At 66.2% G+C, this 12,754-nt stretch carries 12 protein-coding genes; 10 read left to right on the top strand and 2 right to left on the bottom strand.

What is annotated here, in order from left to right:
* Window positions 1–91: 91 nt before the first annotated feature.
* Window positions 92–763: a carbonate dehydratase gene (gene can / locus YQ44_RS01140; protein WP_071321808.1), complete on the top strand. Its 672-nt coding sequence runs from the start codon at window positions 92–94 to the stop codon at window positions 761–763.
* An 18-nt stretch (window positions 764–781) separates the two neighbouring features.
* Here can and YQ44_RS01145 read toward each other — a convergent pair whose 3' ends face one another.
* On the bottom strand, window positions 782–1,267 hold the full coding sequence (locus YQ44_RS01145) for a tetratricopeptide repeat protein (RefSeq protein ID WP_071326176.1): 486 nt from the start codon (window positions 1,265–1,267) through the stop codon (window positions 782–784).
* 224 nt (window positions 1,268–1,491) lie between these two features.
* On the opposite strand from YQ44_RS01145, the gene YQ44_RS01150 reads away from it, so the two are divergent.
* From YQ44_RS01150 to YQ44_RS01165, 4 genes are read left to right on the top strand one after another with little or no spacing between them, the layout of a single operon-like run.
* Window positions 1,492–2,376, top strand: coding sequence for a TauD/TfdA dioxygenase family protein (locus YQ44_RS01150; RefSeq protein ID WP_071326177.1), 885 nt, complete (start codon window positions 1,492–1,494; stop codon window positions 2,374–2,376).
* Window positions 2,377–2,408: 32 nt separating this feature from the next.
* Window positions 2,409–3,437: an ABC transporter substrate-binding protein gene (locus YQ44_RS01155; RefSeq protein WP_071321809.1), complete on the top strand. Its 1,029-nt coding sequence runs from the start codon at window positions 2,409–2,411 to the stop codon at window positions 3,435–3,437.
* A gap of 1 nt (window position 3,438) precedes the next feature.
* Entirely contained in the window at window positions 3,439–4,284 is an 846-nt protein-coding gene (locus YQ44_RS01160; RefSeq protein ID WP_071321810.1) for an ABC transporter ATP-binding protein, read from the top strand.
* Window positions 4,281–5,153 (top strand): ABC transporter permease, encoded by an 873-nt coding sequence (locus YQ44_RS01165; protein ID WP_071321811.1) that lies wholly within the window; start codon window positions 4,281–4,283, stop codon window positions 5,151–5,153. Before YQ44_RS01160 ends, YQ44_RS01165 begins: the two co-directional genes overlap by 4 nt.
* Here YQ44_RS01165 and YQ44_RS01170 read toward each other — a convergent pair whose 3' ends face one another.
* Window positions 5,154–6,041, bottom strand: coding sequence for an HTH-type transcriptional regulator ArgP (locus YQ44_RS01170; protein ID WP_071321812.1), 888 nt, complete (start codon window positions 6,039–6,041; stop codon window positions 5,154–5,156).
* Window positions 6,042–6,185: 144 nt separating this feature from the next.
* On the opposite strand from YQ44_RS01170, the gene YQ44_RS01175 reads away from it, so the two are divergent.
* The 5 genes from YQ44_RS01175 (at window position 6,186) to YQ44_RS01195 (ending at window position 12,750) form a co-directional block, all read left to right on the top strand.
* A complete protein-coding gene (locus tag YQ44_RS01175; protein ID WP_071321813.1) occupies window positions 6,186–8,663 on the top strand; it encodes a penicillin-binding protein 1A in 2,478 nt (825 codons plus the stop codon).
* A 4-nt stretch (window positions 8,664–8,667) separates the two neighbouring features.
* The gene (locus YQ44_RS01180) at window positions 8,668–9,291 is read left to right on the top strand and encodes a trimeric intracellular cation channel family protein (protein WP_071321814.1); all 624 of its coding nucleotides are present in this window, start codon (window positions 8,668–8,670) and stop codon (window positions 9,289–9,291) included.
* A 96-nt stretch (window positions 9,292–9,387) separates the two neighbouring features.
* Complete coding sequence (locus tag YQ44_RS01185; RefSeq protein ID WP_071321815.1) at window positions 9,388–11,265, top strand: beta-propeller domain-containing protein; 1,878 nt, start codon at window positions 9,388–9,390, stop codon at window positions 11,263–11,265.
* A 61-nt stretch (window positions 11,266–11,326) separates the two neighbouring features.
* A complete protein-coding gene (locus tag YQ44_RS01190; protein ID WP_071326178.1) occupies window positions 11,327–11,899 on the top strand; it encodes a sigma-70 family RNA polymerase sigma factor in 573 nt (190 codons plus the stop codon).
* The gene (locus YQ44_RS01195; protein ID WP_071321816.1) at window positions 11,896–12,750 is read left to right on the top strand and encodes a hypothetical protein; all 855 of its coding nucleotides are present in this window, start codon (window positions 11,896–11,898) and stop codon (window positions 12,748–12,750) included. Before YQ44_RS01190 ends, YQ44_RS01195 begins: the two co-directional genes overlap by 4 nt.
* Window positions 12,751–12,754 lie beyond the last annotated feature (4 nt).

Consider the following 12,754-nt stretch of genomic DNA (forward strand, 5'->3'; position numbering starts at 1 on the left):
TTTACCCAGGTTGACGCAGCATCTGCGCGCATCGCACGCCAACGCAGGCGATCGGCGCGCTGCTCAACCGAACTTACAGAATGGGAGCGATATGACCGAACAGAAAAGCGGCCTGGCCCTGGCGGAACTGCTGCAGCGTAACCGCCGCTGGGCCGACTCGATGGTGGCGAAAGATCCGAACTTCTTCAAGAACCTGGAAGCGCAGACCTCGCCCGAATACCTGTGGATCGGCTGTTCCGACAGCCGCGTTCCCGCCAACGAACTGCTGGGCATGGCGCCTGGCGACGTGTTTGTGCACCGTAATATTGCCAATGTGGTCGTGCATTCCGACCTCAATTGCCTGTCCGTCCTGCAATTTGCCGTGGACGTGCTGAAAGTCAAACATATCATCATCGTCGGCCACTACGGCTGCAAGGGCGTGCATGCGGCCATGACGGGCACGCGCATCGGCCTCGTCGACAACTGGCTGCGCCACGTGCAGGACGTGGGCCAGAAGCACGAGCGCTACCTGGGCGACGTGCTGACCAGCCGCCAGCGCGGCGACCGCCTGTGCGAACTGAACGTGGTCGAACAAGTGCTGAACGTGTGCCAGACCACCATCGTGCAAGATGCGTGGGAACGGGGCCAGGAACTCAGCGTCCATGGCTGGGTCTATGGTTTGAAAGACGGCTTGCTGAACGACCTGGAAGTGACGGTCACGGCCGGTCACGAGCTGGCGCCGCGCATGGCGGCCCGCCTGGCCCGCTACGAAGCAATAGCGTAAGCGATGCCGGCGCCGTGCCTACGGCGCCGCATGCTCCAGGCGGACGAGATACTCGGCCGCCTCGCGCACGCCCTCCTGCGCGGCCTGGCGCAGCCAGGTTCGGGCCTGGGGAATATCCTGCGGCGTGCCGCGGCCTTCGGCCAGCGCCACGCCGTAGTGATAGCGGGCCAGCCGCGCATAGGCGGCGTCATCGTTCGTGTGGGCGCCGCGCCGCATCAGCGCCGTCGCCTGCGCCTCATCCTTCATCACGCCGACGCCCGTTTCATACAGCTGGGCCAGCCAAATCATCGAGTACACATCGTTCCAGCGCCGGATGCAATCTTCAAAGATGGCGACGGCCGCCGCATGGTCGCCCGTCTTGTCCGCCGCATAGCCGTACAGACACTTGATGCGCTTGTCGCTGTGCACATAGGCTTTGTAGCTGAGGTCGCTTTCGCCCTGGCTGTCCTGCGCGTGGACGGGAATGGCGAACAGCAGGGCGAGCAGCAGGAGAACGATGGGCATGGCGGTCCTGTCGGCAGAGGGGAAATTGGTCAATAAGCAAGTTGCGTGCTAGCACCATTCAAGGGCGCAACCGCTCGTGGCGGCGCCGCCCCTGTGCCATGGCGTGACAGGCGCTGTTGCAACATGGCGCAACGGGCCGCGCATATCCATATAGTAAATGCTTCGTTTGCAAGGCGCGCCGGCCGGCATACAGTGGACTTCCCTTGTTCACTGATGAAGCCATCATGTCGGCCGTCCTCAAATCGTCGCTACCCGCCAGCCCGTTCCGTATCGAGACTTTCGATGCGCCGCTCGGCGCGCAGGTGCTGGGGCTGGACCTGGCGCAGCCGCTGTCGCTGGGCGACTTCCAGCGCCTGCACCACGCCCACCTCGACCATCACGTGCTGGTGTTCCGCGAGCAGCACATCACGCCGCAGCAGCAGGTCGATTTCAGCCGCCGCTTCGGCCCCCTGCAAATCCACGTCCTGCGCCAGTTCCAGCTGCCATCGCAGCCGGAAGTGCTGATCATTTCGAACATCGTCGAGGACGGCCAGCCCATCGGCCTGGGCGATGCGGGACACTTTTGGCATTCCGATCTGTCGTACAAGGAAGTGCCCAGCCTTGGTTCCATGTTGCACGCGCAGGAATTGCCGGACGAGGGCGGCGACACCGTGTTTGCCAACATGCACCTGGCCTGGGAAAGCCTGCCGGCCGCGCTGCGCCACGCCGTGCGCGGCGCCCGTGCCGAGCACAGTTACCTGAGCCAGTACGAGGAATTGCGCCGTCGTAATCCCTGGCGCCCCGCGTTGACGCAGGCGCAGGTCGATGAAGTCAAGCCCGTCACCCATCCCGTCGTGCGCGTGCATCCGGAAACGGGACGGCGCGCCCTGTTCGTCAGCGAGCATTTCACCACGCGCATCGTCGGCCTGCCCGACGATGAAAGCCGCGCCCTGCTCGATGAACTGTTCGCGCACAGCGTGCGCCCGGAGCACCTGTATGTGCACCGCTGGCAGCCGCACGACCTCGTGTTCTGGGACAACCGTTCCCTGATGCACCTGGCCACCGGTTGTCCGCCCGGACAGCGCCGCAAACTCTACCGCACCACCATCGAAGGCGATGCGCCGTACTGACTTTGACTGTTGACCTGACCCAAGGAGTGTCCATGCTGCCGTTCTTTTCCCTCGCCCGCCACCGCCGTGTTATCGCCGCCATTGCCCTGCTGGGCGCCGCATGCCTGGCGATGCCCATGGCCCGGGCCGAAGGACAGATCCGCATCGCGGGCCAGCATGGCATCACCTTCTTGCTGCTCAACATTGCGCAGGAACACAAGCTGATTGAAAAGCATGGCAAGCAGCAGGGCGTGGACGTTAAAGTCGAGTGGATCACCCTGTCCGGCGGTCCCGCCATCAACGACGCTTTGTTGTCCGGCAATATCGATATCGCGGGGGCCGGGCTGGGTCCGCTGTTGACGATCTGGGACCGCACGAAAGGCCGGCAGAATGTGCGCGGCGTGGCGTCCTTGGGCAATTTTCCTTACTATTTGATCAGCATCAATCCCAAGGTGAAAACCCTGGCGGACTTGACGGACAAGGACCGCATCGCCTTGCCGGCCGTCTCCGTTTCCGTGCAGGCGCGGATATTGCAGATGGCGGTGGCGAAGCAGTGGGGCGACAAGGAATTCGCCCGCCTCGATAAAATCACGCAAACCTTGCCGCACCCGGATGCGGCGGCGGCCATCATCGCCGGCGGCACGGAGCTCAGCGGTCACTTCGGCAATTCACCTTTCCAGGAGCAGGAACTGGCGCAGAACCCGAACGCCCGCATCGTCCTGAACTCGTATGACGTGCAGGGCGGACCCAGTTCGTCGACCTTGCTGTATGCGACGGAAAAGTACCGCAAGGATAATCCCAAGACTTACCGCGCCTTCATCGCGGCGCTGGCGGAAGCGGCGCAGTATGCGAGCAGCAACCCGCAGGGCGCGGCCGACATCTATATCAAGGTCAACAAGAGCAAGGTGGACCGCAATCTGTTGCTGAAAATCTTTGCCAATCCGCAAGTGCAATTCAAGATCGCGCCGCAGAATACCTATGGCCTGGCGCAATTCCTGCACCGCGTCAACGCCATCCGCAACTTGCCCGACACCTGGCGCGATTATTTCTTCGACGATCCAGCCATCGCGCAAGGAGGCTGACATGAACGCGCCCGCTTTCCACCTCGTGCGCCCGCCTGTGGCGGTGCTGCCCTTGCTCAGCGTCCAGCATGTCAGCCTGGAATACCAGACGGAACGGCGCAGCGTGCGCGCCACGCATGACGTCAGTTTCGACGTGTTTCGCGGCGACCGCTTCGTATTGCTGGGGCCGTCCGGCTGCGGCAAGTCGTCGCTGCTGAAGGCCGTGGCTGGCTTCATCGCGCCGCGCGCGGGCAGCATCGCCATGCACGGTCAAGCGATTCACAAACCGGGGCCGGACCGTGTCGTCGTGTTCCAGGAATTCGACCAGTTGCCGCCGTGGAAAACAGTGCTGGAAAACGTGATGTTTCCCTTGCTGGCCAGCAAGCGGCTGGACAAGGCGGCGGCCCGCGAGCGCGCCCATCACTGGATCGCCAAGGTGGGGCTGGCCGGCTTCGAGGACGCCCACCCGCACACCTTGTCGGGCGGCATGAAGCAGCGCGTGGCCATCGCGCGGGCGCTGGCCATGCAGCCGGAAGTGCTGCTGATGGACGAACCGTTTGCCGCCCTCGACGCCTTGACGCGGCGCAAGATGCAGGAAGAGTTGAGCCGATTGTGGGAAGAGCTGCGCTTCACGCTCGTGTTCGTCACGCACTCGATCGAGGAAGCGCTGGTGGTGGGCAACCGCATCCTGTTGCTGTCGCCCCATCCGGGCAGGGTGCGCGCCGAACTGAACAGTCATCAATTCGGCTTGCACAGCGCCGGCAGCGCGGAATTCCAGGCCGCCAGCCGCCGCATCCACGGCCTGCTGTTCGACGAGGAAACTGCTGCCGCTGCGCCAAGCGGGACCGCGCACAGGGAGGCCGTATGAGCGCGCTGCTGGAACCGCCGATCCGCCAGGAGTTCGTGTATGCGGCGCCGCCGCCGGCCGGCGTGGCCGTCGAGCGGCCGTTGTCGCGCTGGCAGCGCCTGAGCCAGCAGGCGCTGTGGCGCAAGGTCTTGATTCTGCTCAGCCTGGCCCTGCTGTGGGAGGGCGCGGCGCGCTGGACGCACAACGATTTACTCTTGCCCGGCTTTCTGCAGACGGCGCAGGCGTTTATCGGCGGTATCGCCAGTGGGGAATTGCTCACGCGCACGGCCGCCTCGCTCGTCGTCTTGCTGCAGGGCTATGCCGTGGGCGTGCTGGTGGCCTTCGTGCTGACTTTGCTGGCCGTCTCCAGCCGCATCGGGCGCGACGTGCTGGAAACCCTGACGGCCATGCTCAATCCCTTGCCGGCCATCGCCCTGCTGCCATTGGCCCTGCTGTGGTTTGGCCTGGGTCGCGCCAGTTTGATCTTCGTCATTGTCCACTCCGTGATGTGGCCGCTGGCCTTGAATACGTATGCGGGTTTCCAGGGCGTGCCCGAGACCTTGCGCATGGCGGGCCGCAATTACGGGCTGAGCGGCCTGCGCCTGGTGTTGCATATCCTCGTGCCGGGCGCCCTGCCATCGATCGTCTCGGGCTTGAAGATAGGCTGGGCGTTTGCCTGGCGCACCCTGATCGCGGCCGAACTGGTGTTCGGCACCACGTCGGGGCAGGGCGGCCTGGGCTGGTACATTTTCCAGAACCGCAACGAGCTGTACACGGACAAGGTCTTCGCGGGCCTGGCGGCCGTCATCGTTATCGGCTTGCTGGTAGAAAACATCGGCTTTCGCAGCCTGGAGCGCGTGACTCTGAAGCGCTGGGGCATGCAGCGATAGCTACTTGAGGATCTTGCGCGCCGCCGCGATGATCTGCCGCGACAGCTGCTCCATGCGCGGCGACTGCACCTTCCACGTGTGCCAGTACAGGGCCACGTCGGCGGGGGTCTTGGGGGTGAGCATTTCCACCAGTTCGCCGTCCGCGTTCGCCTTCAGCAGCAGCTCGGGCACCATGCCGTAGCCGAGGCCATAGCGGATGGCGTTGAAGTGCGAGGTGGCACCCGGCACGTAATGGCAGGGGTAGGCGCCTTCGGGCAAGCCCAGCGCCTCTTGCAGGTACGACGACTGCAAGGTGTCCTTGCGCGTGTAGGCGACCACGGGCGCCGTGCGCGCCGCCTTGCGCGTCAGGCCGTGGGCGAACCATTGCTGGCGAAACGCCGGCGTGGCCACCAGCCAGTAGCGCATCACGCCCAGCGGCTCGGCCGTGCAGCCGCGCATGGCTTTTGCCTCCGTGCTGATGCAGCCGATCGCCATGCCCGTTTCCAGCAAGGTGTACGTGTGGTCCTGGTCTTCCACGGTCAGGTCCAGCAGCACGCGCTCGCGTATCAGCACCTCGGACAGGGCAGGGAAGAACCAGGTGCCCATCGAATCGGCGTTCAGCGCCAGCACCAGCGTCAGCGGCGCATCCTGCTGCACCGCCAGTTCCGCCTGCAGGTCCGCTTCCAGCAGCTTGGCGCGTTTCAGGTACTGCATCAGGCGTTGCCCCATGCGCGTGGCGCGCGCGGGGCGGCTGCGCACGATCAAGGCATTGCCCAGCTGGCTTTCCAGCGCCCGCACGCGCTGCGAAATGGCCGGTGACGTCAGGTGCAGCCGCAGCGCCGCCTGTTCGAAGCTGCCCGTTTCGACGACGGCGCGGAACGCTTCCGTATGTTTGGGATTGAGATCCATGGATACCGCCTAACATAAGAAAAATTTATCAATACTAAATAATACTTACTTTTGATAAGGATGGGTGTGTTGCAGTGCACAATGGCTCTTTGATGGAGTGCTGCGCGCCTGCGCGCGGTCTCCTGGCAGCAAAGGAATGACCATATGGAAACGCAAGATACGGCGCAAGATAGTGAAAAAGATGGCGCGAAAGCCAGCACCACCACCACTACCACCACCACCCGCAAGCCGCCCTCGAAGCTGGCGCGCAATCTGAAATTCGGCCTGGGATTGACCCTGGGCCTGGGCCTGTCCGCGGCCCTGGCGGGCGGCTACTGGCTGCGCCAGGCGTGGCAGGATTTGCCGGCCGTCGAACACCTGGCGCAATACAAGCCCGCGCTGCCGCTGCGCATCTTTTCCAGCGAAGGCGAGCTGCTGGCCGAATACGGCGAAGAGCGCCGCGAATTCCTGCCATTGAAAGAGATCCCGCTGCGCATGCGCCAGGCCTTGCTGGCCATCGAGGATGCGCGTTTCTATGAGCACGGCGCCGTCGATTTCTATGGCTTGACGCGCGCGACGCTCGCCAACGTCGTCACGGGCCACCACGCGCAGGGCGCCAGCACCATCACCATGCAGGTGGCGCGCGACTTTTTCCTGTCGCGCGAAAAGACCGTGCAGCGCAAGCTGACGGAGATGCTGCTCGCCTACAAGCTGGAGCAGCACTACGGCAAGGACAAGCTGCTGGAACTGTATATGAACCAGATTTACCTGGGCGAGCGTTCCTACGGCTTTTCCGCCGCCTCGAACATCTATTTCGACAAGCCGCTGGCCGACGTCAGCATCGCCGAAGCGGCCATGCTGGCCGGCTTGCCGAAGGCGCCATCGGCCTACAACCCCGTCGCCAATCCGCAGCGCGCCACCGTGCGCCAGCACTACATCCTGCAGCGCATGCGCGAACTCGGTTACATCACCGAGGCTGAATACGCCGCCGCCGTGGCGGAAAAGCTGGCCCTGAACAAGGACCGCAACAGCTCCGTGCATGCGGCCGCGTATGCGGTCGAGGAAGCGCGCCAGCTGATCCTGCAAAGCTATCCCGAGGGCGCCTACAGCATGGGCCTGGACGTGACGACGACCATCCGCATGGCGCCGCAGCTCGCGGCCGACAAGTCGCTGCGCGACGGCTTGCTGAACGCGCAGGCGCGCCGCGGCTACCGTGGTCCCGAAGCGCGCCTGACCGCCTCCGCGGACAGCGCGGCGCGCCAGCTGGCCGCCTATCCGGACAGCGGCGAACTGCGCGCAGCGCTCGTGCGCAAGGTCGAGACCGCCGGCAAGCGCCAGGTGACGGCGCAGCTGCGCAATGGCGAGGAAGTCGTGCTGGCCGCGTCGGATGCGCGCCTGGGCGGCAAGCTGCCGCTCGAGGGCAAGCGCGCCATCGCGGAAAACAGCGTGATCCGCGTGGTGCACGACGCGGCAAAGAACCGCTGGCTGGTGAGCCAGCTGCCCGAGATGGAAGGCGCGCTCATTTCCGTCGATGCGCACAGCGGCGAAATCGTCGCCATGGCGGGCGGCTTCGATTTCTATCGCAACCACTACAACCACGCCACGCAGGCCTACCGCCAGCCCGGTTCCAGCTTCAAGCCCTTCGTGTATTCGGCGGCGCTGGAAAAGGGCTACTTCCCCGGCACGGCCGTGGACGACACGCAGCGCTTGCTGCTGCCGCAGGAAACGGGCGCGCAGCCGTGGCGTCCGCGCAATTACGGCAACAACTATGAAGGCTTCATCAGCGTGCGGCGCGGCCTGGTGCGCTCGAAAAACCTGGTGGCCGTCAGCCTGATGCAGGCGGCCGGCCCCGGCTACGTGCAGCACTACGCCACGCGCTTCGGCTTCGAAGGCGCGCGCAACCCCGTTTCGCTGCCGCTGGCCTTGGGCGCGGGCGCCGTCACGCCGCTGCAGCTGGCGCAATCGTATGCCGTGTTTGCCAACGGCGGCGTGCAGATGCCGCCAAAGCTGATCAAGGAAGTGCGCAGCCGCAGCGGCGCGGTGCTGTTCAGCGATGCGGCGCCGCGCGCCAAGGATGCGCCGGCGCCCGGCACGCAGGTCATCTCCACGCGCAATGCCTACGTCATGGACAGCATGCTGCGCGACGTCGTCAAGAGCGGCACGGGGCGCGGCGCGCTGGCGCTGGGACGCGGCGACGCGGCCGGCAAGACGGGCACCTCGAACAATGCCTATGACGCCTGGTTCGCCGGCTATTCCTCGGGCCTCGTCTCCGTCGTCTGGCTCGGCTACGACCAGCCCAAGAGCCTGGGCAACGCCACGGGCGGGACGCTGGCGCTGCCCGTCTGGCGCGACTACATGCAGGTGGCCGTGCAGGGCCGCCGCGAACAGGTGCTGGCCGAGCCGCAAGGCCTGGCACTGCTCGATGGCGATTACGTGTATGCGGAATACCTGGCCGGCGACTGCCTGCGCGACAGCCACGCCTTCATCCACAGCAGCGTCAGCTGCGGCAGTGGCGGCCATAACGCCGATACGCGCCTGGCCAACGGCGAAGAGCGCGGCAGCAGCGGCGCCGGCCATGAGGCGCGCACCCTGAGCGAAGCGCGCGAACGCGAACAGATTCTCAAATCATTTTCGGAAGAGTAAGACCATGTTGTTATATACGATATACCTGGTGGCGATTGTCGCCGAAGCGATGTCCGGCGCCATCATGGGCATGCGGCGCGGCATGGATCTGTTCGGCATCTGCATGATCGGCACCGTCACGGCGCTCGGCGGCGGCACCATCCGCGACGTGCTGCTGGGGCACTATCCGCTGGGCTGGATCGCACACCCCGAGTATCTGCTGTTTACGGTGGGCGCGGCCGTCGTCACGGCCGTCGTGGCGCGCTACCTGCACCACTTGCGCACGGTATTCCTGCTGGTCGACGGACTGGGGCTGGTGGCGTTTTGCGTGATCGGCTGCGACATCGCCATGTCGGCCAAGATGCATCCGGCCATCGTCGTGCTGGCGGGGATGATCACGGGCGTCTTCGGCGGCCTGCTGCGCGATATCCTGTGCAACCAGATTCCGCTGGTGCTGCAGCGCGAAGTGTATGCCACCGTGGCCCTGTTTACGGGCAGCCTGTACGTGGGCCTGCTGTACTTCAAGGTCGACAGCGCGGTGGCGCAGCTGGCGTCCATCGGCGCCGGCTTCCTGTTCCGTTTCCTGGCCCTGCATTTCGAGTGGCGCCTGCCGAACTTCAATGGCGACCGCATACGCGGTTTCGAGTAGGGCGGCGGCCAGGTGAATATTTTCACGCGCATGTAACCCCTTTTTCTGCGCCGCTGCGTTTCATGGTTGACACCCCAGCCAACCGGAGAAGAAGCGATGCCCAGCGCCCTCAAGATCACATTGATACTGTCCCTGCTGCTGTCGGCAGGCAGCCATGCCGCCGACACGGCGCCGCGCAAGACCCTGGCGCCGTTTGCCAGCGAGCAGGCGCTGGGCAGCTACCTGCAACAGCTACAGGCGCGCCAGGCGGCGCTGGTGCTGAAACAGCAGAAACTGCAGCGCGCCACGGCGCAATACACGGCCGTGCCCCCGGCACCGCCGGCCGCGCCGATGGCGGCGGAGGCGGCGGCAAAATCGGCGGATGCGGCCGAATCGGTCACCAACGTGCAGACGGCGGGCGTGGACGAAGGCGGCATCGTCAAGCTGCACGGCAAGCACCTGGTGATGCTCCGGCGCGGCAAGCTGTTCACGGTGCAGGTGGGGGGCAATGCGCTGCAGCCCGTCGCCTCGCTCGATGCGTTCGCGCCTGGCAGCGACCCGTCGGGCAGCTGGTATGACGAGATGCTGATCGATGGCGACACGCTGGTGGTGATCGGCTACAGCTACAGCCGGGGCGGCACGGAGATCGGCCTGTTCGACATCGGTGCCGACGGCAAGCTGGCCTACCGTTCCACCTACCATTTGCGCTCCAACGACTATTATTCGTCGCGCAATTACGCCAGCCGCCTGGTCGGCAGCAAGCTGGTGTTCTACTCGCCCTTGTCGCTGGACTTGCGCCGTGGCGATCCGTTCGGCGGCTTTCCCGCGCTGCGCCGCTGGCGTCCCGACGCCGTGCCGTCCGACTTCAAGCGCATCGCGCCCGCCACGCGCATCTACCGCACCGATGAAGAGCCCGAACCCGGCGCCGGCCTGACCCTGCACACGGTCACCGTGTGCGACCTGGCCCGGCGCGACATGCGCTGCGAAGCGACCGCCGTCATGGGGCCGCAGGGCCGTGTGTTTTATGTCTCGGGCGAGTCCGTTTTCGTGTGGACGACACGCCGTGGCAGCGATTCGGGCGTGTTCCGCATTCCCCTCGACGGCAGCGCGCCCAGCGCCCTGAAGGTGGCTGGCGCGCCCGTCGACCAGTTCTCGTTCCTGGAAAGCCTTGACGGCCACCTGAACGTCCTGCTGCGCGCCGAAGGGCAGGGCGACGCCATGTGGGATGGCGCGCGCGGCCGGGGCGACATGGCCTTGCTGCGCGTGCCGCTGGCATCGTTTTCCGATGGCCGCGACAGCGCGCCGGCCGGCAGCTACAAGCCCTTGCCCGGTGGCGGCGGCTATGGTTTGCAGAACCGCTATGTGGGACCGTATCTGCTGTATGGAAACGCAGGCAATGGCGGACGCCGACAGGCGGACCAGGCCTGGCCGCGCCAGCCCCTGTATGCCGTGCGCTGGGCCGACGCGGGCAGCGTGCAGGCGCTGTCCCTGCCGCACGGCGTGGAGCGCATCGAGGCGCTGGGCAATGACGCCGTGGCGATCGGCGCGCAGGGCAGGGACCTGCATTTCAGCAGCATCCGCCTGGGGGCGCAGGCGGCGATTGCCACGCGCTACATCCGCGCCGACGCGGCGCAGGGCGAGTCGCGCAGCCACGGCTTTTTCTACAAGCCGCAAACGGCCAGCGAGGGCGTCATCGGCCTGCCCATCCTGGGCGCGGACGAGCGGCCAGGCTTGAACAGGCCTTCTGCATCCGTCCTGTACCTGCGCAACAGCGGCTTGCAACTGACGGAACTGGGCGCGCTGGCGGCGCGGCCCGGCCCGGCGCCGGACGATGGTTGCCGCGCATCGTGCGTGGACTGGTACGGCAATGCGCGGCCCCTGTTCCTGCAGGGTCGGGTCTTCGCCCTGCTGGGCTATGAATTGGTGGAAGGGGCGCTCAAGGAGGGGCAGGTCCGTGAAGTGCGCCGCCTCAGCTATGCGCCCGCCGCCCGCTGACGCGATGGTGAGCGACGCGCGGCATTTGTCGCTGCCGCGTAGTTCGGCTACACTGGTCCGCATGCCCGATACCTTGATCAACGCGACGGATGAAGAGCTGATGCTGCGCTACAGTGCCGGCGACCTGCCGTCGTTCCGCGAGCTGTACCGGCGCCATAGCCAGGGGCTGTACCGCTTCGTGGCCTGGCGTGCGCCGCGCCGCGCCTGGGTCGACGAGATCGTGCAGGACGCCTGGGCCAGCCTGCACGCGGCGCGCGCCGGCTACCGGCCGCAGGCGGCGTTTCGCACCTATCTGTACCAGATCGCGCGCAACCGCCTGATCGACATCCTGCGCCAGCGGGAAGGCCAGGCGCAGGATGGCGAAGCACCGGGCGAGCTGGCGTCCGAGGGCGCCTCGCCGCAGCAGTCGCTGGAACAGAAGCAGCAGCACGCGCTGCTGCATGCGGCCATCGCCGCCCTGCCGGCCGAGCAAAAAGAGGCGCTGGTGCTGCAGCAGTTCAGCGGCATGAGCATCCTGGATATCGCCGTGGTGACGGGGGCGGAAGCGGAAACCGTCAAGAGCCGGCTGCGCTACGCCATGCAGAAATTGCGCGCGGGGCTCGATAGCGCCGCGGGCGCGGGAGGACAGGCATGACTACGCACAGGACAGACCAAGATCAAGACCACGAAGCCGGCGACGATGCATTGCATGCGCTGCTGGCCAGCTTGCCGCAGCCCGCGCCTTCCAGCGCGCTCGATGCGGCCATCCTGGCAGACGCTGAAAAGGCGTTGGCAGCACCCGTGGCCGCCAACGACAGTGCCGATGGCGTGCTGCGCACCCTGCCGGCAAAAAAGGCGCCCGATTATCTGCAGCGCTGGCGCGTTCCGCTGGGGCTGGCCGCGGCCGTGCTGCTGACGGTGAACCTGATCGGCGTGGACTGGTTCGGCTCGAAGCCGGCGCAATTTCCCGTCGTCGGGGAGCCGCTCACGCAGGAGGTGATACCGGTGCCTGATACCGCACCGGCGCCGCTTGCCGATGCGGCATCGCAGCCAGCGCCACGCCCGCCGCCGGCGGTGCCGGCCCCGCGCGCGCAAGCCAAGATGGCGGCCAGGCCGGCGCCGCAGGCCGAACCGACGCCTGTACCTGCCGTACGGCCAGCGCCCCAGCTGACGGCGACGCTACCCCTGGCGCCGCCGGCGCCACCGCCCCCACCGCCGCCAGCCACGCCAATGCGCGAGGCGATGGAGCAGCAAGCGGCCATGCGGGCCGAATCGGGCCTGCAGCACCAGGCGCTGGCGATGCCCGCTCCCGTTGCTGCGCGCTCCGCACCGCTGCCGCCGCCGGCCAGGCTCGACGCGTCCGTGTGGCTGGTGAAGATCGACGCCCTGCTCAAGGCGGGCGAAGGTGCGCTGGCGCAGCAGGAGTGGGCCGCGTTCAGGCAGGCCTATCCCGATTATCCGGTGGCCGAAGAGCTGCGGCAGCGGCTGGAAAAGCTGAAACAGTAGCGCA

The sequence above is a fragment of the Janthinobacterium sp. 1_2014MBL_MicDiv genome, assembly GCF_001865675.1.
Taxonomy (GTDB): Bacteria; Pseudomonadota; Gammaproteobacteria; order Burkholderiales; family Burkholderiaceae_D; genus Janthinobacterium.

Coding starts and splice junctions, on each gene's coding strand:
- can (WP_071321808.1), top strand. CDS start 92: ATGACCGAACAGAAAAGCGGCCTGGCCCTGGCGGAACTGCTGCAGCGT.
- YQ44_RS01145 (WP_071326176.1), bottom strand. CDS start 1,267: ATGCCCATCGTTCTCCTGCTGCTCGCCCTGCTGTTCGCCATTCCCGTC.
- YQ44_RS01150 (WP_071326177.1), top strand. CDS start 1,492: ATGTCGGCCGTCCTCAAATCGTCGCTACCCGCCAGCCCGTTCCGTATC.
- YQ44_RS01155 (WP_071321809.1), top strand. CDS start 2,409: ATGCTGCCGTTCTTTTCCCTCGCCCGCCACCGCCGTGTTATCGCCGCC.
- YQ44_RS01160 (WP_071321810.1), top strand. CDS start 3,439: ATGAACGCGCCCGCTTTCCACCTCGTGCGCCCGCCTGTGGCGGTGCTG.
- YQ44_RS01165 (WP_071321811.1), top strand. CDS start 4,281: ATGAGCGCGCTGCTGGAACCGCCGATCCGCCAGGAGTTCGTGTATGCG.
- YQ44_RS01170 (WP_071321812.1), bottom strand. CDS start 6,041: ATGGATCTCAATCCCAAACATACGGAAGCGTTCCGCGCCGTCGTCGAA.
- YQ44_RS01175 (WP_071321813.1), top strand. CDS start 6,186: ATGGAAACGCAAGATACGGCGCAAGATAGTGAAAAAGATGGCGCGAAA.
- YQ44_RS01180 (WP_071321814.1), top strand. CDS start 8,668: ATGTTGTTATATACGATATACCTGGTGGCGATTGTCGCCGAAGCGATG.
- YQ44_RS01185 (WP_071321815.1), top strand. CDS start 9,388: ATGCCCAGCGCCCTCAAGATCACATTGATACTGTCCCTGCTGCTGTCG.
- YQ44_RS01190 (WP_071326178.1), top strand. CDS start 11,327: ATGCCCGATACCTTGATCAACGCGACGGATGAAGAGCTGATGCTGCGC.
- YQ44_RS01195 (WP_071321816.1), top strand. CDS start 11,896: ATGACTACGCACAGGACAGACCAAGATCAAGACCACGAAGCCGGCGAC.